Source organism: Mariniflexile sp. AS56, assembly GCF_030552475.1.
In the GTDB taxonomy this organism is placed as follows: Bacteria; Bacteroidota; Bacteroidia; order Flavobacteriales; family Flavobacteriaceae; genus Mariniflexile.
This window is the reverse complement of sequence record NZ_JAUPED010000012.1, coordinates 93,427-115,026: the sequence shown is the minus strand read 5'-3', so window position 1 is coordinate 115,026 and position 21,600 is coordinate 93,427. Positions and strand designations below refer to the sequence as shown.

General features: G+C 35.2%; 13 protein-coding genes. All 13 read right to left on the bottom strand.

What is annotated here, in order from left to right:
• Positions 1-226 precede the first annotated feature (226 nt).
• The 13 genes from Q5N74_RS14675 to Q5N74_RS14615 all read right to left on the bottom strand — a co-directional run bounded on the left by Q5N74_RS14675 (position 227) and on the right by Q5N74_RS14615 (position 21,554).
• Entirely contained in the window at positions 227-1,021 is a 795-nt protein-coding gene (locus Q5N74_RS14675) for a hypothetical protein (protein ID WP_304389683.1), read from the bottom strand.
• A 339-nt stretch (positions 1,022-1,360) separates the two neighbouring features.
• On the bottom strand, positions 1,361-3,460 hold the full coding sequence (locus tag Q5N74_RS14670) for a gliding motility protein RemB (protein ID WP_304389681.1): 2,100 nt from the start codon (positions 3,458-3,460) through the stop codon (positions 1,361-1,363).
• A gap of 118 nt (positions 3,461-3,578) precedes the next feature.
• The gene (locus Q5N74_RS14665; RefSeq protein WP_304389678.1) at positions 3,579-4,364 is read right to left on the bottom strand and encodes an energy transducer TonB; all 786 of its coding nucleotides are present in this window, start codon (positions 4,362-4,364) and stop codon (positions 3,579-3,581) included.
• 126 nt (positions 4,365-4,490) lie between these two features.
• Positions 4,491-5,213, bottom strand: coding sequence for an energy transducer TonB (locus tag Q5N74_RS14660; protein ID WP_304389676.1), 723 nt, complete (start codon positions 5,211-5,213; stop codon positions 4,491-4,493).
• A gap of 62 nt (positions 5,214-5,275) precedes the next feature.
• Positions 5,276-5,560: a VanZ family protein gene (locus Q5N74_RS14655; protein WP_304389674.1), complete on the bottom strand. Its 285-nt coding sequence runs from the start codon at positions 5,558-5,560 to the stop codon at positions 5,276-5,278.
• An 82-nt stretch (positions 5,561-5,642) separates the two neighbouring features.
• Positions 5,643-6,023, bottom strand: coding sequence for a glycine cleavage system protein GcvH (gene gcvH / locus Q5N74_RS14650; RefSeq protein ID WP_304389673.1), 381 nt, complete (start codon positions 6,021-6,023; stop codon positions 5,643-5,645).
• A 67-nt stretch (positions 6,024-6,090) separates the two neighbouring features.
• Positions 6,091-13,326 carry a cell surface protein SprA gene (sprA, locus tag Q5N74_RS14645; RefSeq protein ID WP_304389672.1) on the bottom strand — a complete coding sequence of 2,412 codons (7,236 nt, stop codon included), beginning with the start codon at positions 13,324-13,326 and terminating at the stop codon, positions 6,091-6,093.
• 6 nt (positions 13,327-13,332) lie between these two features.
• The gene (ruvA, locus tag Q5N74_RS14640) at positions 13,333-13,914 is read right to left on the bottom strand and encodes a Holliday junction branch migration protein RuvA (protein WP_304389670.1); all 582 of its coding nucleotides are present in this window, start codon (positions 13,912-13,914) and stop codon (positions 13,333-13,335) included.
• 51 nt (positions 13,915-13,965) lie between these two features.
• Entirely contained in the window at positions 13,966-16,263 is a 2,298-nt protein-coding gene (locus tag Q5N74_RS14635; protein WP_304389668.1) for an NADP-dependent malic enzyme, read from the bottom strand.
• Positions 16,264-16,486: 223 nt separating this feature from the next.
• A complete protein-coding gene (locus Q5N74_RS14630; RefSeq protein ID WP_304389667.1) occupies positions 16,487-17,689 on the bottom strand; it encodes an ATP-binding protein in 1,203 nt (400 codons plus the stop codon).
• Positions 17,690-17,910: 221 nt separating this feature from the next.
• On the bottom strand, positions 17,911-18,834 hold the full coding sequence (gene queG, locus Q5N74_RS14625) for a tRNA epoxyqueuosine(34) reductase QueG (protein WP_304389684.1): 924 nt from the start codon (positions 18,832-18,834) through the stop codon (positions 17,911-17,913).
• Positions 18,835-18,930: 96 nt separating this feature from the next.
• Entirely contained in the window at positions 18,931-20,301 is a 1,371-nt protein-coding gene (locus Q5N74_RS14620) for an FAD-binding oxidoreductase (RefSeq protein WP_304389665.1), read from the bottom strand.
• A 161-nt stretch (positions 20,302-20,462) separates the two neighbouring features.
• Entirely contained in the window at positions 20,463-21,554 is a 1,092-nt protein-coding gene (locus Q5N74_RS14615) for a nickel-binding protein (RefSeq protein ID WP_304389663.1), read from the bottom strand.
• Positions 21,555-21,600: the final 46 nt, after the last annotated feature.

The following is a 21,600-nucleotide window of genomic DNA, read 5'->3' as shown; positions in this document are numbered from 1 at the left end:
TCACTGTAACGTCTAATTACTTTGTCATTTTTATACATAATGTTTAAAATTATGTAGCCTTTATTCCGGACAAGTCAATATGACGCCTAACGTTGTTGTATATGGTTTGTTGCGTGTTTCAAGCAACTAATTTAGTAAATAATTACGGACAAAGAAATTCCGCGAAGACTTTCGTAAGTAGGCAAGAAACCAGCAATAAATTATATACTGTGTTGTGGTGCGTATTTTATTCAATAACACTATTAATTTCCACTTTAACACATTTATTTTCTTTAACAAGAAACACAATATACCCAGCTTTTGAAAAATAATTAAATAAGTCAAAGTCGTTAAACTTGTCTTTACCGTAATAAGCACCAGATTTTTCAATAATTTCTCGTAAATTCAGAATTTCTGTTGGCTCAATATTTAGATATTCTTGTTGTTCCGAAAAGTAGGTTGTCTCCGAATCTTGGTCTAAATTTTTTATTAAATAATAATAATTTTTTCCGTTTACGTCTTGCTTTCTAGTTAATATATTTTTGTTAAATTTAATGAATATTGTGTCTCTTAAAGGTTTGGTGATTATTTTATCATCAGAGAATTTTATTGGATAATATGAATTATAAATGTTTTCATTTGGATGTTGTCTAATTTTTATGAAATTATTATCATCAACTATAAATATAACATATTTGTTAAAGAGATTTTCTTTTAAGATTTTTCTGTTTACAGTTCTACTATATTTACCTGGATAATAGAAGCTACGTTGTTCAACATAACCTTTCAAAGAATGGATTTTTTTAGGATTCAAATTATACAAAGTATCTAATTTCTTTAACAAAAAGTAACCTTCAGTTCCTGTCCATTTTATGTTTTTAACAACTTTTTGTTCAAATTTTTTATAATTAAACTTTTCTGTATCGTTGAAATCTGAAAATAAAATATATTTCTCATCATAGCTAAAATACAAGGTGTCTTTTTTTTGTATTTGAGCAATTACATTAGTGCTGATTAATAATATAAATATGTATATTTTCATTTGTTTAAGTTCGATTTTTCGCGAATCCCGATATGCACCACAACAATTAAATATAGACAATTAACTATATCCAATTTATATATTAATAAATATTCACTTACAAATATAAGTGTCTTTTTATTTGTTTTCAGTTTTCACCTCTATAATCTCGTCTTCCCAAGCATGATTTTGGCAAGAACTGAAATTTAACAGATTCCTTCGTCCTCGGCATGACGTTTTAAGAAGATCGTAATAGATAGCCCGACCTGCTCCCTGAACTTGTTTTAGGATACAGGTAACGCCCAAATAATAAAGTTTTTAGATTTAATTTATGATATCCTTGTTTTCGTAGGAATGGTTTTAAAAATCAAAATACCAATTAAACAAATCGGTTCTAATACCGAAGTTAAACCAAACGGTATTGTTTTTAAAAGTGGTCGTATTTTCTGCCTCTGGATTAAAATTTCTAACGGTAATATCTGTAAAAATTTTCAAGTTGGTGGCTGGGTTAATTAAATAACCTGCTTGTATGTTCCCATTAAAAATATTGGTTCTTATACCTTGACCTACTTTAACACCGGTATCGAAAGGTCTATCGAAATAATCTCTGTAAATATCGCCACCATAACTAAAATTGTCTGTGCCGTCATTAATATCAAATCCTCTAACTCCAAAAATTAATTTGGCGTTTGCAAACCAACGCTTATAATGGTATCTACCTATAATTATGGCTTCACTAAAATTGGAATTCCATAAATGCGCCATCGACTGGTTGTTGTGCGCATAGTTTAACACGATGGTATTATGCGAATACGTATAAGGGCGCACTCTATTGTATTCAAACTGAAGCAATAAATTATCAACCTTAAAGGCATTATAATATTTAACACCTAACTGGTATCCGAATTTATTCTTATAACTTTTTTCTCCTGCTTTTATATCACTAAGCGAAAATTCATCTAAAACAAACTGGCTATAAATATTCACATGGTCGTTCCATTTATATTTTGCCGAAGCTCCTAAAATGGCATTACCTGCACCTTGACCTGTTTCAAACTCAATGGCTCTATAAAATATAATGGGGTTTAAATAGTTTACATCAAAACCTCTATCATTACTATTAGTCCACAATACCGACTCGAATAAACCTATATTTAATTTCCTAGACACGTTCCAACTTAAATAATGGTTCGCAATGTACTTGCTTAAAAAGGCTTTATCGTTTTCTACCTCGGGACGTACATCCTTCAACCACATCCATGTATTGGTATATTTAATTTTCCAAAACGAGGTGTTTAATTTTAAAAACGGGTGCGGACTCGCCACATCACTTAATAAGAGTGAGCGATACCCATCACCTATAAAGTTTTTACCATGCCCAAATTGCACGTTTATAAATTTAGCTGGCGCATAGGACAGGTAAGCTTCAGCCACCGGATAATCATAAGAATCGGTTTTAAAACGTTTCGCAATACCACGCCCAGGAATAATAGCTGGGTCTGGCCCAAAGGCTTTTAAACTTTCAGCATAGTCATTTACATACTCGGCAAAGCGGCCTTGGCTTTCAAAAATAGATGCAGAAAAACTCAGCTTATCTCCCAAACCACCTTGTATTAAAACGCCTCGGGTGTTATTGTAGGTGGAATTGAAATCGGCATTAGCATCTGTTCCCGTTTGTAAATCGAAAACAGGATCGATAGTAAACCAATAATCAGGCCCTTGTAATTGAACGAGATGTTCATTCCAAAGTTTTCTACTTCCCCAAGAATCGGCTTCCTTTAATAATTTATCTTTTTCAGCTTTAAAATCATAATACTTTGAAACATCCTCATAAATGAATGGTTTGGATGCGGTATGGCTATTGGTACCAATCCTATTCATTTGCCTATCAAACTTGGCATAATCACTATGAACAAACGGGATATTTAATTGACTGGAATACGCTTTATCTTCAAATGCTTTTAAAGAAGCATTCACACTATCAAATTCAGCCACAGCTTGCTGCTCTAACTTCGTTAGCTCGTTCTCTGCTTCACTATTCTGTGTTGCCACTGTTTGATTAACCAAAGGGATACGAATGGGTATTGTGTACTGTGTATAGGTAGCGCGTCCATTATAGGTTCCTGGTGTAACTTTTGGAAACATGGAGAACACGCGTTTCACCTCGGTTTTCAAGGCATCATACATCGCTTCTACGTAAAGCACTTTAAATTGCCCCGTGGTATCCACCTCAAATAGCACGACCACTTCACCCTTATAATTTTCTTTTGTTACCTTTTCAGGCACTTCAAACGTATTGTAAATATGGGTGTAAACTTTCGTGTCAAAACAATGCTGAAGGACATCTATAGTCAAACTATCACAACTAGGAAAGACAGGTGGTTTTTCATTAGAAGCCTTATTTTGAGAACTTATAGAAATGCTTGAAAAAAGTAGGAACAGAACAACGAATTGCTTCATAGTTTTATGTTAACGTGGATTTAGGGTAGAAAGATACTATATTTTTAATAATCGCTTATTAAAAAAGCCATTATCCATGAATAGATAACGGCTTTTAACTTTTAAAATTATATTCAAATTAATCTTGTACTTCAAAGATAATTGGTAAGGTGTAAATAACCCCCACATTCTTATCACGTTGTTTCCCCGGTGTCATTTCTGGAATGATGTTGATAACACGTGCAGCTTCCTTTTCCAGGTCTGGATGCGTCCCTCTTACTTCAACATCGTTCACCCTACCTGTTTTATCTATTTTAAATTGGGTACGGATTACTTGCTTTCCAGATAAGCCTAATGCACTACCCAAATCGGTGTTGAACTTTTTTTGAATGAGAAGCGTAATTTTATCAGACATACATTTACGTTTTTCGACATTCGTTTTCTTATTCTCGCAACCTGGGTAAACAGGCACGTGTTCGATGGTTTCAAAACGCACATTTTCTGGCTCCACTGGTTTCTTCGCAAGGGTTACGATACCCGGATCGAAACTTTGTGTTACTGGTGTCGTTGGTTTTTCAGGAACATCAATAAAAATATCTGGCGTTTCATCTGGAACCTCTACAAATTGTTCTGTTGGCTTGTTGGCCTTTTGTGTAACGGGCTCTTCTACCATGGCTACTTCAGGTTTAAACACGGTAACATCTGCCATGAAGGTTTCATCGGGTAGACGTGCATCAACAACTTTCGGGAGAACTCTTTCAAATTTCATCTCTAACAGCCCATAGGCGGCGAGTAAGCAAACAATTAAGCCTATTTGAAAATAAAGACTTGAGTTTTTTCGTAAATTTGCATCATGCTTTTGCGACTTTTTCACGTTTTCTCCATTTTGGCGAATGGGTTCGTGAGTTTTCTTTGGATAACTCATAATAATTAAAGTTTAAATGTTAATATTATGATAAAGTCTCAATAAGCATACCAAAAAAAGAAATCCCGTTACAAATTTTGTAACGGGATTTTATATTATAAAATTCCTTCTTTATATTAAGAAAAATTAATCTTGTACTTGAAAAATAATTGGTAATGAATAAGGTACAGTTACTGCTTTACCACGTTGCTTACCTGGTTGCATTTTAGGAAGCATTCCAATAACACGTGCAGCTTCTTTCTCTAAACCTGGGTGCGGTGCTCTTGCACGAATACCAACAACTTCTCCTGATTTATCTATTTTAAAGATTACATTAATACGTTGTCTTCCTGATAAACCTAATTCACCAGCTAAATCTGTATTAAACTTTTTATTTACAAAATCTTGTATTTTCTTAGACATACAATTTCTTTTTGCATTGTTATCTCCACCTTCACAACCAGGAAATACTGGTACGTTTTCAATAACAGCAAAAGGAACCTCAACATCTTCTTCAATAGAAGGTGCTACTTTTACAGCTTCAACCTTTACAATTTTTTGTTCTTGATTAGATTCTGTAGACTCAATAACAGTTTCTACCACTTCTTCTTCATCTTCTACAACCTCAATTACTTCTGGTGCAGCTGGTGGTGGTGGTGGTGGTGGTGGTGTTTGTAATTGATTTGTAATTGGAATTTCTTCATCCAATTCTTCATCCATACTTACCATACCTATATCGACATTTACTTTGTCATACGTTTTGAAATTGATAGCGAAGTTTGTTAAGAATAACATTAACGCTAAACCAATAGCGAAATAAAGTGAACTGTTACGTCCAACATTTGCTTTAGGATTTTTTTTAGGTTCCATAATTTAATTGTTTTTCAAGATTGCTAAAATAACTATTTATTTATCAAATAAGCAAGTGTTTATTATTTTTTAATAGTAATCCATTTATTAATGAAAACTATTAACACTGTAAGAAACACGCCCATGGTATTTGCCATAACATCATAAACATCAGCAGATCGCGATGCCGTTACCGTCCCTTGCAATACCTCAATAATTATACCAAAAGCTATTGAAAACAGTACAGCATAGCTTAATGCCTTTTTATCTTCAAGCTTAAAGGTATTCAAAAAAGTGCTATACCATAAAAAGGCGAGCACCGTATACGCTAAAAAATGAAATATTTTATCCCCGAAAGATACTCCCATGCTTGGAAGCTTTTTGATTTTAATTAAGCAAACCGTAGCCAATACTGCGGTATAAAGTAGGCTTATTAAAAACAGGACCTTCTTAAGCACCTACAAGCGCTTTATAATCATCTGCAGACATAAGGCCTTCTACTTGCGATAAATCAGAACATTTCAGTTTAATCATCCACCCATCTCCATAAGGATCTGTGTTTACTTTTTCTGGTTCGTCTTCTAAAGCTGTATTAAACTCTATAATTTCACCTGTTAATGGTAAAAATAAATCGGATACCGTTTTTACTGCTTCTACCGAGCCAAAAATTTCTTCAGCTTCTAATGTTTCGTCAACTGTTTCAACGTCCACATATACAATATCTCCTAATTCACCTTGTGCAAAATCTGTAATACCAATAGTTGCGATGTCTCCTTCAATACTTACCCATTCGTGATCTTTCGTATATTTTAATTCTGATGGAATGTTCATTTTATTATTTTAAGTTAGTTCAACGCAAATGTATTTATTCAAATTCTAAATTCAAATATAATATGTGTTAATTCCCAAAATTATATCGAATGGTAAAACCAGATCGAACCGTTGTTTGTGGAAATGCTGTTGAAATGGCATATTCTGAGAATGTATAATCGAAATAAAAGATACCTGTTAAGTTTTTACTAAACGCATAATCGGCTGAATATTTTAAGCCCCAGATGGTTTGTCCAGACGTTACTTGATTATTTTCCAAGTCTAAATATCTAATAATGGTTTTATTATCTCTAATAGAAATATCCGCCTTCATATTTAAATCGCTCACAATACGCTTGTTTGGACCCGCTAAATTAGAGTTGATACGCAAGTCTTTAATTCTATAACCTAAGCCTATTACGTATTCCATTCCTTGCACTTCCGTCATTAAATTATTATCAAAACTTAGCGACAATAAACGATCTTTTTTAACTTCTGCTAATATTTTAACCGAGTTTTGCATTTCAAAATCGATTCGAACCAACGGACTAAACATTTCGGTTAAGTTGATATTACTAAACAATGTTTCGTTTTTGTAATTACCAGATTGGTTTAAAACTTCACTAGGTTGGTTATCATAAGCTTCACTATAATCTGGTTGTACATAATCTAAATTAGATTGAAACTGATTGATAGTATATGTAGAACGGTAGCCATGTGTTAATGAAAAACGTTTGAAATTCTTTTTAAACCAAGCAAACTTCATAAAGCCGGTGTATTTTAAATCCCAGTTTGGAATGGGCACATCTCTAAACGCCGAGGTTTTCACCTTGTTGGCATCTTGCCCTGAATAGGCTGCTAAAAACGCTGGCAACAAGACTGCTTGACTGTTTTTACCAAACCCTTTAGGATAGCCTTCATCATCAACATCACTCAAATCCACCCCTTTTTCTTGAGCCAATCGTTGCGCAATTATAAGTCGGTTAGATCTAAAATCGTTAAACGCTCCCGATGCGGTTTCATCACTTGTACCAAAGGCTGTTTTTATTAAAATGGTTGAAACATTAAAATTACCAAAGGTATTTGGTGTTAACGATTCGTATTCATATTCCCCTGCATTATCATTAATTCTATAGTTTTCAGTATAGTTTTCATAATAGGTTCTATTTCCAACAACATCAATCTTCAAATCTTTTACAGGCTCTAAACTGGCCGATAAATCCATTTGCTTGGTATTGGTAGTGGTATACTGCTGGTTGAAATCTTGAAACAAGGTTAACCAACCACGTCTTGCCGCTAAATCTCTAATATCACTTTGGCTACCAAATGTAAACCCTGTTGTTGGTTTTAAAGTACCTACAAAACCTGGGGTTTGTAAATAACCTGGTAAAAATATCCCGTTATTTTCAGAATAATTAAACTGAATTCTTTTAATAGTTGTTAAAATATCAACTCCTGCATTTAGCAACTTCGTAACCGATTGGTTTTTAGCTTTCGGTTGATTCGTTTTATTTGGAGCCGCTCCCGGAGGGCCTCCTGGACTAGATGTTCTCGCTCTAACTCTTGAAATTGGTTTCTTTACCAAACCTATATATCTATAAAACCTATTCATATCTAAGGTTGTATTAATATTGTGGGTATTGGCATTTTGAATGGTGTTTCCTAAATCGTAGGTATTGCCATCTAACTCCAATTCACCATATAAATCGGATCCTTTTTGCCATTGGAAATTACCACTGTATTGGTACGTGGCATTTATAAAACTAAAGGTTGGAATTTTATTGATAGGCAGCTGATAGGTGACACCTAAATTTTGCGATTGCCTGTTTGGATCTCCAAAATCGAAAATACCATCCCAAACATCTAGAGTTTCATCTTGCTCGCCATTTACAATATTGTCTTTAAAATAATTTCGAACAATATTATTATTAGAAGCCGTGAAATTTAAACTTAACGATTCCGTTAAATTATAATTAATGGTGTATTGAAAATCGAAGGTATAGTTTCTTCTAAATAATTCTTCAATACCAATACTACCTCCTGTAAGATCGACTTCTCTAAATTTTTGTCTGTTGAATTGTCTATTAATATCTGAATTTACCGAGAAACTTGTTGGCAATAAATTCACATTAAAGTCTTTTAAAAGCTTCCAATATTTACCCGTAAATAAGGAATCATTCTTTTTGAAAGGCTCCACTTTTATAGGATTGAAGTTGAAGGCATAATTAGCACCAACACGTACCGTTTTGTTTAAGGCATTTTCAATTTCAAAATCTCTATGTTCTACTTTATTATATGAATAGTTTAAAGTCACATTCTCCACATCGTAGAAACGCGGTTTAGCATCGGTGGTTCTCGATTTTCTAACCCCTATAAAATTGATGCTTTGGCGTTTTGTATAATCTTCCGATTGTTCTTTGATAGATTCACGATCTGCATTCGAACTCGCTGCATCCAATCGAGAATCTAAAGTTAAATCTTTATAAAACGCATCGTATTTAGGCGTGATGAGTTCTTCACTTTGTCCATAATTAAAAGGCACTTGAATCCCCCATGTTTTTGGCAATAACTGTCCAACATTAATATTCGTTACCACATCATACTGCTTCACATCTTCCAAACTACGTTGGCTAGGACCTTGCTCGATACTACCAAACCCAGAAGTACTTTGTCTACCTGTAGCGCTGATGTTCATGAAATCGGCAATATTGGTATCTAAACTTAACACAGCAGCCCAACCACCTTCGTTATCCATATCAGATAATCGCAATTCGTTAAACCATACTTCGGCACAAACTGGTGATGCCGTTGGAGGCGCATCATTAAACCCATTTTCAATCCCATTTTTCACACCCACCATCAAGGTTCTAATGTCACCGAAATTAGGATTTCCTTTTATTGTAACACGATGTTGCCCTATGGTATACTCAGAAAACTCATCAACCGGTGTGTCTACTAATTTCCCATCAACTACATCATAAAACTTCTGTTTTTCACTTGGCAATGTTGGATTAGCAATTTCCAAGGCTTTAATTTTTCCTAAAATATCTATAGGTAAATTAATCTCGTTTTCTTCTGGCCAAACTTCAGATTCATCAACACCTGTTAACACTAAAGGAATTTCTATTTGATAGTAGTTCTCTGTAAGGTCATTACCCATACGCACAAAACCTACAACATCATTTGAAGTAGGCACTCCTGTTCCTTCAGCCTCTGCGTGCATAAACATTCTTAAACGTTTATATTGACGCATGTCTAAATTGATGTTTTTATAAACACCTCTAGAATCTTGCGATTCTAAATCACATACATTAACAACTAAAGATTGTTCGTTTTGCTGAACAACCGTATTGTTATTAAACAGCTCTTCGGGCTCAATTCCTGGAGGTCGTTCGTAACTACCTTCATTTTCTAAAGTACCAATAACACCTACTGAAAACTCTGTATTATCATCATCAGGGTTATCCTTACCAACTTCTAAGGTTTGTGTATAACGTCTCCATTCACTTCTTACCAAATCTAAAGTTCCAAAACGGAATACCGTAGGATCTGTAAATTCTTTAAGAAATAAACGCGTAAATCGCACCGACCTTAAATCGGAAATACCTCCAACAGGTTTTGCTAGGCTTCCTTGTACTGGAATTCTAAACAAATACCATCTTACATTCGGGCTTTGTCCATTTGGAAGTGCACGTGGTCTATCTTTAAAATCGACTAAATATTCTTTTAATGGATTATTAGAAGTCGATAAATTATCAAAATCTCCTTTCGAAGTTGGTAAATTTTGTCTGGTAATTGGCAACTCATATTCGAAATAGCTATCAATCGTGTTCATGGTATTATCACGATTGATGTCTTCTACGTCTGGTTGTGTATTTGCACCTCTATCGGTATTCGAAAAAGTATCTGGTGTGTTCCCCTCAACCCCATTGTATTTTTTATAACGATCGAAAATATTTCCGTCTACATTTAAAAAGTAAGCATAGTTATCTCTTGCAGGGTCACTACCAAAATTAGCTCCAAATTTAGCCGCTTCTTCCGCATCATCATACCCATCATAACCCACATCTTGGTTGGTACGCTCTTCCCCTGTAGTATCAAAAGCATATACTAAAGATTGGTTTTGAGGAATCACAGTACCCCAAGCCGTTACAGGAAGCAAATCGATATTCCCATCTTTTGGCAAGCCATTCTCGTACATTTTTCTACCATCTTTAATAATATCTTCTGAAATATTACCAAGATTGAATACTAATTTCCCACCCGGGTTGGATGTATTTTCTTGAAACGGATCTTGCAACCAAAACTCGATATATTCAACATTTTGTTGCTCAAAATCGGTTGAAGTTAACTGTCTTGTTATACCTGCCCAAGAAGATGCCGGATTGCTAATAACATCATTCGTAGTGGCAGGATCAAAGTTATAAGGTCCTCTTTCCGTTGGATAATAAGCTAAATCTAGAGTATTTAAAACCGTGTTTTGCCCTTGTACCAAATCTCTATCAGGAAACAATTCTTTTATAAAAACACGACTGGTATATAAACTAGACACATCATTATCTGAAATTCCGTTTGGTCGCTGACTTGTATAAAATATAGGATCGATATTATACCAGTTTAGCATACCACGACCATAACCATTTTGAATTCCGTTTGCATCATCACCAGGAGATCCAGTTAAATCCAATGGTCTACTAGACAAAAACCAAGACTGTTGCGATTTTAAATCGATGGAGTTTTGAGTCCCTTCAAAATCATCAACATACGATGTTGCTTCCCCTTTTAGGCTCGTCCCCTTTGGAGACCCTGGAGCTAAATAAGCGAATTCACCACGCACCGATAAATTAGATTCCACATCGGTATCTATATTTGGTAAAGCATTGGCTAATCTAGTTAAGAAAGGCACTTTGGTTGAATAATTCCCATTAAAACCAAAAATGGTATTATTGATAGGCTCTGTTCCGTAATTTGCTTTTTGTGTTATAGGGCGCTCGTTTAAGTTTAAAAGCGTACCGCCTAATACAAAGTTCTCGTTAAATTTATGTTCTACATTAATACCCGTAAAACGTTTGGTTTGCTGACCAAACACCGCGTTATTCTCGGTAGAAACCTCAATAGGCGTATTAGAGGCTTTTAAAGCTTCATCTAAAATTTGAACACGACCTAACTGATAATTCACCGTATAATCAATCCCTTCAACCAGAACACGACCACCTGCGGTAACACGAACCGAACCTCTTGGCACGTTAAAAGACCCGATAGGAATACCGTCGCCTCCACTAGATTTATAACGTCCTTTTAATTTGAATTTATTTTTTTCAACCGCTTCTAATGCTTTAGTTTTGGTTTCTTTATACAGCACATCGTACACGTACTTTGCTTGATTTTCATTGTATGTAGTACTCTCATTATAATCTTCACTTCCACCAAGCGCTAATGTTTTAAACAGGTATTCCCCAAAAGGTTCTGCACTTGGAAAAATAATTTTTCCGGTTTGTGATAGTACTGTGATACCCTCTACATAATCGAAAAAACCATCTCCTTTAGATTGTGGGTCGTTATTATAATTCAACTTATCTAAACTGAACACGCGTAACAAAGGTGTTTCATCCAAAGGATCTTCATTAGTTCCAGGAGCTGGAAACGCTGTAGTACCTACGGGTTTTATAAAGTTTAAAGGCGACGCTTCGTTATAGAATATATTCAGTTTAAAATCATCTGAGCTTAAATTATAAGCACCCGTATCGTAGATATTTTTCATCATCAAATCCCAAACAGGTTGGTTTACATTGGTGATACTACTTTTTATTAACTTAAGTATTAAATTACTATTCACTACATCTGTTACCTGCCCCGAACTATTGGTAGTTACATTCGTTGCATCCACACCATCGTTGGCAAATTCACCTACTTGGTAAACTTTCCCTCCCAAAGTATATTGGAAAGCGACAGCTAATACCTCATCATTATTCAATCGCTGGTTTAAGGAGATATACCCCAACTGTGTGTTCAAAATATATTCTTGACCACTCACTAACTTTCTGGCGTTTTCTAACTTCGCATAGTCAAAACCTTCTCGCACACTTGGCACCGTGATACCAGATTGCACCGTAGCGACATCTCTTACAGCCGAAGTAAGTTGTGAACCGCTTCCGTTAATATTTGTTGGGTCGAAAGCATTATTTTTATTGTTTGGATATGCTGATGGCGCTGCTGTAATAGTTACTGCCGAACCTACTTTTTCAGGATCAGATTCACCAATATCTTGTAATGCCACCACATTTCTAACATTGTCTGTTTTATTACTTCTGTTAGTAACCCAAGCTTCAATTCTTGTAATTTGTAAACCTTTGTTATTTAAGTACGGATAGGTTTCTAAGGCCTTATCATAAGTGTCTCTAAAATACTGAGCTAAGAAGAAATGGCGATTTTCATCATAATCTCTAATAAACAATTCGAAATCTTCTAAAGTACCACCACCTTGAGCAACCACGGTATTGGCCTGCGATTTCTGTTCAGAAAACACCCCTGTTACCGTCGTTTTCCCGAACTGCAATTGGGCTTTTACACCAAATAAACTTTGTGCACCAGTAATTAGTGAACTATTTAAAGGCATGCTTACATTACCAACTTCTATTTTTTGAATGATATCATCCTCGGTTGGTGTGTATTCTAATTTGATAAGGTTTTGAAAATCGAAGGTCGATTGGGTGTCATAATTGGCTGTTACTTGAAGCCGTGTTCCCACTTTACCTAATAAACTTAAACTAATACGTTGATCAAAATCGAACGTGAAATTACTTCTGTTTTTTGGTGAAAATGATGGGTTATCTTGTTTTGAAAAAAGCATCCCTAAATCCATTTCTACAGAACCTTGAGGAACGACTTCAATGGTATTACTTCCAAATATAGATTCGAAAAAATCTGACTTTACATAAAACTCTGGCAATAGATTTTTTTGAGCATCATCGGCCCCATTCTTTTTACCATCAAAAGCGCTTATTTTTTCCTTGTAATAGTCTTTTACACTTTCTCTTGCTACTAAAGCGTAATACTCTTTAGGCGTTAAGATAACAGGATAATTGATATTAAAACTTCCTATTTTTTCTGTATAAATGTAGCGATCTGTAACAGCGTCATAGGTGTATTTAGATTCAATACTATTAGGATTTGGTGTTTTAATACTTCCTAAATTGAAACCCGTTTTAACCGAATCTTGAGGTATTGGCTGTTGCGACCAAGCAGCCAAAGAACACAAAAGCACAAAAACTAAGGCAGTGCTATTTTTAATGGATATATAAAAATTGAGGTTGGTTATATTCAAAATCTATTATAAATTTTTTAAAGCTTGTTTAATAATAGTCTCTACGTTGGCATCTGGTTGCGCCGAAACAATTTTTTCCACAACACGTTCTGCTTGTTTCCTAACAAACCCAAGCACTTCTAAAGCAGATAACGCTTCATCTTTATGGGTATTGCCTTTTGCGACAGAAACTTCATCAATATCATAAATCTTTAAGACCTTATCTTTCAAATCTATAATAACACGTTGGGCTGTTTTAGCGCCAATACCTTTTATACTTTGAATTAAAGCAACGTCACTACTAGCAATACCTTCAATAACCTGTTTTGGCGTTAATGAAGATAGCATGGTGCGTGCAATACTCGCACCAATACCACTAACAGAAATTAATAACCTGAAAATTTCGCGTTCGGCTAATGAGGAAAACCCATATAGTGTATGCGAATCCTCTTTTACCTGAAGGTGTGTAAACAATTTTAAATGCTCACCTTCGGGAATTTGAGAGTAAGTATGTAATGAAATATTTAGCATGTAGCCAACACCATTACAATCTATTACAACATCGGTTGGGTTTTTCTCTACAAGTTTTCCTTGAATATGTGTGATCATCTATAGCAATTCGTTAATCGACCAAATGTAATAAATTTATTCTCAACGAGATTACTTAGAATTTTCCTTTCCCAATTCTAGCTTTTCCTTTTGCTGAGCATCGATAACCGCAATGGCTGTCATATTTACAATTTCGTCTACATTCGCACCTAATTGAAGTATATGCACCGGCTTGCGCATTCCCATCATGATTGGGCCAATAGATACGGCCTCATTTAATTCTTTCAATAATTTATAGGTGATATTTGCCGAATCTAAATTTGGAAAAATCAAGGTATTTACCTTTTTACCAACCAACTTTGAAAACGGAAATTTCTCTTGCAGCATCTCTGGATTTAATGCAAAATCCGTTTGAAGCTCTCCGTCTACAACCATTTCTGGATAATAACGGTGTAAATGAGAAACAGCTTCACGTACTTTCGTTGCATTTTCATTTGAAGACGACCCGAAATTTGAATACGAAATCATAGCCGTAACCGGATCCATACCAAACATTTTAACCACTTGCGAGGTCATTTGTGCAATCTTGGTAAGCTCTCTAGCTGTTGGACTAATATTTATAGAGGTATCACTTAAGAATAATGGCCCACGTTTCGTCATCATCACATTCGTAGTTGCAATACGCGATGTGCCTTTTGCCATACCAATAAGCTCTAACATAGGTTTTACAACCGATGGATAATTTCTAGAATACCCAGAAATTAAGGCATCAGCATCTCCTTCATTCACCATCATAGCGGCAAAATAGTTACGCTCTCTCATTAAACGTTGTGCCGAGTAATAAGTTACGCCACGACGTTTACGTTGTTCCCAATATACTTTAGCATATTTGTTTTTACGCTCGTTTTCTTCTTCTGTTTTAGGGTCGATTATAAGTATATCGGCATCAAATTCAACTTCTGCCATCAACTCTTTAATCGTTTCAATACGCCCTAGTAAAATAGGAATTGCAATACCTTCCTCATAAACTATTTGAGCTGCTTTCACAACGGCAAGTTGATCTGCTTCCGCAAAAACAACACGTTTCGGGTCTAGTTTTGCACGGTTAAATAACAACCTAATAAGCTTGTTATCATTACCTAAACGCTCTCTTAATTCATCTTTATACTTTTCCCAATCTAAGATAGGTTCTTTAGCAACACCACTTTCCATGGCTGCTTTTGCTACAGCTGGTGGTACTTCAGCAATTAAACGCGGATCGAATGGTTTTGGAATGATATACTCTTTACCAAATGTTAATCTGGTTTCCCCATAAGCTACATTAACTTGTTCTGGCACCGACTCTTTAGCTAATCTTGCCAACGCGTGTACAGCCGCCATTTTCATTTCTTCATTAATTTTAGTAGCACGCACATCTAGTGCACCACGGAATATAAATGGGAATCCAAGTACATTGTTAACCTGGTTAGGATGGTCACTTCTTCCCGTAGCCATGATAATATCTTTACGAGTTGCTATCGCTAATTCGTATTTTATTTCTGGATCTGGATTAGCCATTGCAAACACAATCGGGTCTTTAGCCATTGAAAGCAACATCGCTGGCGACACAATATTAGCCATAGATAATCCAATAAATACGTCGGCATCAACCATAGCTTCATCAAGCGTATCTATTTTTCTATGTGTGGCGTATTCGGCTTTTTCAGACGATAAGTTTTCACGATCATCTCTAATAACACCTTTACTATCCAGCATCACCATATTTTCACGTTTTGCACCACATGCTTGGTACAAACGCGAACAAGAAATAGCTGCTGCACCAGCACCACTAATTACAATCTTAACTTCGTCTAGTTTCTTATTTGTAATTTCAACGGCATTTATTAATGCTGCTGCCGATATGATGGCTGTACCATGTTGATCGTCGTGCATTACCGGAATATCCAATTCTTCCTTTAAACGACGTTCAATTTCGAACGCTTCAGGAGCTTTGATATCTTCTAAGTTAATACCCCCAAAAGTAGGTGCTATGTTTTTTACGGTTGCAATAAATTCTTCAACATTTTCGGTATCTACCTCAATATCAAACACATCAATATCCGCAAATATTTTAAATAACAAACCTTTACCTTCCATAACAGGTTTCCCTGCCAATGCACCAATATTACCTAAGCCCAATACCGCAGTACCGTTTGATATTACGGCAACCAAATTTCCTTTGGCTGTGTATTTATAGGCGTTATTTTTATCTTTTTCAATCTCCAAACATGGCGCTGCTACACCTGGTGAATAGGCAAGCGACAAATCGCGTTGGGTTGAGTATTTTTTTGTTGGAACTACTTTAATTTTACCTGGAGTAGGTTTTGCGTGATATATAAGTGCTTCTCTACGTTTGCTTTCTTCGCTCATAAGAATAATTAGTTAGCTAATCGAACAAAGATAATAATCATATTGTTGATAACACCATTCTTTTTACGGAAAACACCTGTTCTTTGAAAGGAAATGAAGAACCTTTTGCAGACCCTACTATCTTTTGTTAATTCAGGATTTTACACCCACAAATAGCAACTCATTTAAGTGATTTCGAAATTCTAACAGGCTTTTATAATGAATACGCGTTGGGCATTCTTATTTATTTCTCTAAGGTGAAAATAAATTTAGCGCCTTGACCAAGTTCAGACTCCAAAGTAATGGAACCCCCTAATTTGCCAACTATTTTCTTTACTGTAGCCAAGCCAATGCCATTACTTGGTTGCCCAAATTTATCATTTGCCTTAATTTTTTCAAAAATCTTAAATATTTTTTCTTGATATTTTGAAGCAATCCCAGGGCCATTATCTTTAACATAACACTCGTAATATAAACCAGATTCAGAAACACCTAATTCAATATCAACTAAATCTTTATCACTATGTTTTATAGCGTTAGCAACCAAATTAATTAAAACTTGACTGATAGCCGTTTTGTTTACCGAGATAGTGGTTAATGAAGAATTTAGTGTCATATTAAAATGATATTCTGAACGAAATAAATCGGCAATTTCATTTTTCAAACTTAGTAAATCGATACGCACTGTTTTTTCTTTTAAAACACTTTCGCTTCGGCTATAACTGAGTAAACCCTCAATTAAACCAGCAAGACTATCAGACGCGCTAATTATTAATTTGAGCATTTCAACACCACTCACATCTACGTTTACACCGTATTCTTCTAGAAAAAGTTCGGCCAAACTCGTAATGTTCAATAACGGCGATTTAAGATCGTGCGCCGCAATAATAGCAAACCGCTCTAAAGCTTCATTTTTTTCTTCAAGATCTTTTAACGTTTCCTCTAATAATAATTTGTTTTTACGCAATTCCAATAAATTCATCACCTGACTTGAAAGTGCTTTTAAAGAACTAATTTGGCTTTCACTTAAGATGTTAGGCTTTTGGTCGATAACACACAAGGTCCCTAAAGAATACCCTTCTTTTGTTACCAAGCGAACGCCAGCATAAAAAACAATAAGCGGATCTCCTATTACTAAAGGGTTATCATGAAATCGATCATCCAACCTGGAATCAGGAACAATAAACACGTCACTAGATTCATTTATAGCATGCGCACAAAAAGCATATTCTCTAGAAGTTTCAGGCATATCTAAACCATGATGTGCTTTTAACCATTGTCGCTTATCGTCTATAATACTAATTAATGAAATTGGCGTTCCACATAATTCAGCTGCGATAGTTGTTAAATTATCATAATCCGCTTCTGGCAGTGTATCCAATATGGAATAGGAGTACAAGTTTTTAATTCTTTCCTTCTCATTATCAGGTATATTTGGAGGTATCATAAATATTTTTTTACATAGCAAGATAATCTATTTTAAGCTTAGCCTACAAGCTTTTAAAATTTTATTGCTTTAGACTGCCATTTTCTGTGTAATGAATTTGAAACGATTTAGTGTAAAAATTTACTTTAAGGTATGCTGAATCGTTTTTGTTTGTCCATAAAACATCAATCTTATTCGCATCAGATTTATTTATTTTTACGGTTCCTAAAAATATTCACGTACTATTTCAAAAAGTCAATATTTCGCTTTAATCCTGAAAATTTAGTCCGTTTTACAGGCGAGTCTTTAAACACTTTTCTAAAAACATCTTCCGTAATCTCGTCCCAATCTTTTTTGGTCATAGAAAGTAATTCGGGGTGCGGATTAAACAAGGGTTCCTTATGAGGTTTTGAAAACCGATTCCAAGGGCATACATCTTGGCAAACATCACAGCCAAACATCCAATCGTTAAACTGACCTTTAAATTCCGTTGGGATATTTTCTTTTAGTTCTATAGTAAAATAGGAAATACATTTACTGCCATCTACAACATAAGGCTCGGTGATAGCCTGTGTTGGACAGGCATCAATACACTTTGTACAGGTACCACAGTGGTCGGTTGTAATGGAATCATATTCCAAATCTAAATCGACAATTAACTCCGCTATAAAATAAAATGAGCCGACTTGTTGCGTTAGTAAATTACTATGTTTTCCAATCCACCCTAGGCCCGATTTTGCTGCCCAAGCTTTATCTAACACAGGTGCCGAATCTACAAAAGCCCTTCCGTGAACCTCTCCAATTTCTTCTTGAATGAAATTTAAAAGCGATTTAAGCTTGTCTTTTATAACAAAGTGATAATCCGTTCCGTAAGCATATTTAGAAAGCTTAAAACTATTTTCTGTTTGTGCTTCTTCTGGATAGTAATTCAATAATAATGAAATAACAGACTTTGAATCTTCCACCAATTTAGTTGGATCCAACCGTTTATCAAAATGGTTTTCCATGTACTGCATTTGCCCATGCATGTTCTTGTTTAACCATTTTTCAAGTCGAGGCGCCTCTTCTTCTAAAAATTCCGCTTTACTAACACCACAAGACAAAAAACCGAGGCGTTTGGCTTCGGTTTTTATAAGTTGCGAATAATATTGTTTGTTCTCCACAATACGAAAGTAATATAATCTGTAATATTTTTTATAAAATACGACTTATACTAAGAAAAAAGATTAATCACAAAATATCAACTTATCCTTCATAATGGTTTATCTAGGTATGATATTTTGATTCACATGAAAGAAGTTTTCTGGATCATATTTCAATTTAATTTCCACCAAACGTTCATAATTATTCTTGTAGGCTGCTTTTACGCGCTCTTGACCTTCGTTCATCATAAAATTTACGTAAGCGCCTCCCATGGCATGAGGTGTTAAGGCATCAAAATAATTTTTACACCAATTTGTTACTTTGTTTGCGTTTTCTGGATCTGGATCTACGCCCACAATAACTTGTGCCCAGCGTGCCTCTCGATTAGACCATGCCGTTTCCTTGTTTGAAACATTATGGCAAGCACCATCCACAGGATAAAAATGTGTGGTGGAGTGCATGGTTGGGATTTTTGAACCGTGTTCGATATTTACTTTGATACATTCCGGCGTCAACTCTTTGATATAATGTGCTCTCCAATACCATTGCAACCCTGGTGAATACAAGCCATCGAACATCCCATTTAAAGCGGGCATTGGAATTTCACCTACAAAATCAAGAATTGCTGGTCCAAATTCACGAATGGGTTTAAAGACTTCTTCAGCTTTATCAATAGGTCCTGTATAGTTCCACACGACGCCACATACATTTTTATTCCATAGGTGTTCTGGAAAAGGTGCTGCCGGCGGCACAATTAAAAAGGCAAAGAAACCATATAAATCATTGGAAGCGTTTTTTGTAAAATTATCGTAGAACCGCATGGCTTCATTGGCTTTTTCTATGGGCCAAAACATAGGGCCAGCATATACATTTTTGATATCTATCAATTTAAATTTAAAATCAACCACGACACCAAAATTGCCGCCGCCGCCGCGCAACCCCCAAAACAGATCAGTATTCTCATCCTTATTTGCAGTTACAAGTTCGCCAGAAGCAAGCACTACTTTGCATTCTAATAAGTTATCAATTGTCAACCCAGCCTTTCTACTTAAATACCCCATGCCGCCTCCAAGTGTTAAACCGCCCACACCTGTGGTTCCAATAATACCACTTGGTAATGCCAAACCATATTCATGAGTGGCCGCATCGACATCTTTTAGCGTGTTTCCAGATTGTACGATGGCGGTTTTAGTTGAAGCGTCAATAGTTATTTCTTTCATTTCAGAAAGATCAATGACCAAGCCATTTTCAACCAAGGCCAAACCAGCGCCGTTATGGCCGCCACTTCTTATTGATACTTCAAGGTTGTTTTTTTTAGCAAATTTTACCGCACTTATAATATCATCAGTACTTTGACACTTTACTATAATAGCAGGTCGTTTATCAATCATGGCATTATAGATTGATCTGACTTCGTCGTAATTAGAATCATGGGGCAATGTAATTGTACCCTTGATTGAACTTTTAAGTTGTTTAATTGCTTGCTCCATGGATCTTGTGGTTTTTAATGAATAAATTAGTTAACATGAAACCATTTAAATTTCACATTACTAAATTACCGATTGAAGACAACTTCCATAGAATATAAATCGTTCAAAACCTTTGAGTTTTGATTCATTTCCAAAGAAGAATTAACTTGCTTATATAATATTTATGAAATTTTTGAAGGCGCAAAGCCATATTTTTCAGAAAAACATTTTGAAAAATAGGCAGGATCGCCATAACCTACTTCGTAAGCAACCTCAGAGATATTAAAATTTTTACCTTTTAGCAGAAACAAGGCTTTACGCATTTTTAAATCTTGTATAAAATTTTGGGGAGAGCGTCCTGAAATCGATTTTACTTTTCTATAAAGTTGTGGCCGGCTAACGCCAATTTCTTCGCTTAATGATTTTACGGAAAATTTTTCGTTAGATAAATTGGTTTCGGCATATCTACAGAAGTTTTCAATAAATTTCTGCTGTTTCTTATTTACAATTTTAACCAAAACGTTATTCTTGCAAAGTTTTTGAAAGTCACTTAATTTTTTAATATCATGAGACACGATAATTTCCCTATCTGATGCCATCAAGCTTAACCATTTAGCAAAATCTATGGCGTCAGAAAACAAACTATCATTCATGGTTACGGGTTGTCCTTCGCAGAGACCTATTTTAAAATTAATATCCCATTCCTTCGCATTCCTTTTATAAGTGAATATCTCTTGGACTTTCAATGCGCACTCCAATGCATCGTTTGGTGTTTCAAATACCGCCAGAATGCTATCATCTTTAAGATTTTTTATCTCTTTTCCAGCATAGTTAGCAATTAATTTTCTAGCTTCATGCCGTGGTTTCTGTGGAAAAATAAATTTTGAAAGATTACTATGATCAATCAATGTAGTTTTTGCTATAATGTCCAGAACGAAAATATAACGCAAACCAGAGTCAACTTCACCTTCTTTAGTATAAACTACTCCATGTTGAACGGTTTGATTATTTCCTAAAAACAAATCAACCAATCCTGTTTCAACCTCAATAATATTGCAAGCAACACCTCCATGAGCTTCATTATGTACATCAGAACATGCTTTAGAGGTAGGCCCTTCCATTAAACAAAATACGGTTCCAGCTTCTTCATTTACCCAAAATTGATGGTACTTAACATTATACTTATCTTGCGTTTTAAGGTCAGCAATATGCGCTTTTTTCACATCCTCGACGGTCACCCCAGGGAAAACATGAAAATCCATATATATTGGCATAATCTTAAAAATTTAAGTTATTTGCGCTAAATAATTTAGAAAGGAA

Bases quoted from the DNA above. Each gene is read 5' to 3' on its own strand.
- Q5N74_RS14675 (WP_304389683.1), bottom strand. From the start codon at position 1,021: ATGAAAATATACATATTTATATTATTAATCAGCACTAATGTAATTGCT.
- Q5N74_RS14670 (WP_304389681.1), bottom strand. From the start codon at position 3,460: ATGAAGCAATTCGTTGTTCTGTTCCTACTTTTTTCAAGCATTTCTATA.
- Q5N74_RS14665 (WP_304389678.1), bottom strand. From the start codon at position 4,364: ATGAGTTATCCAAAGAAAACTCACGAACCCATTCGCCAAAATGGAGAA.
- Q5N74_RS14660 (WP_304389676.1), bottom strand. From the start codon at position 5,213: ATGGAACCTAAAAAAAATCCTAAAGCAAATGTTGGACGTAACAGTTCA.
- Q5N74_RS14655 (WP_304389674.1), bottom strand. From the start codon at position 5,560: ATGGGAGTATCTTTCGGGGATAAAATATTTCATTTTTTAGCGTATACG.
- gcvH (WP_304389673.1), bottom strand. From the start codon at position 6,023: ATGAACATTCCATCAGAATTAAAATATACGAAAGATCACGAATGGGTA.
- ruvA (WP_304389670.1), bottom strand. From the start codon at position 13,914: ATGATCACACATATTCAAGGAAAACTTGTAGAGAAAAACCCAACCGAT.
- Q5N74_RS14635 (WP_304389668.1), bottom strand. From the start codon at position 16,263: ATGAGCGAAGAAAGCAAACGTAGAGAAGCACTTATATATCACGCAAAA.
- Q5N74_RS14630 (WP_304389667.1), bottom strand. From the start codon at position 17,689: ATGATACCTCCAAATATACCTGATAATGAGAAGGAAAGAATTAAAAAC.
- Q5N74_RS14620 (WP_304389665.1), bottom strand. From the start codon at position 20,301: ATGGAGCAAGCAATTAAACAACTTAAAAGTTCAATCAAGGGTACAATT.
- Q5N74_RS14615 (WP_304389663.1), bottom strand. From the start codon at position 21,554: ATGCCAATATATATGGATTTTCATGTTTTCCCTGGGGTGACCGTCGAG.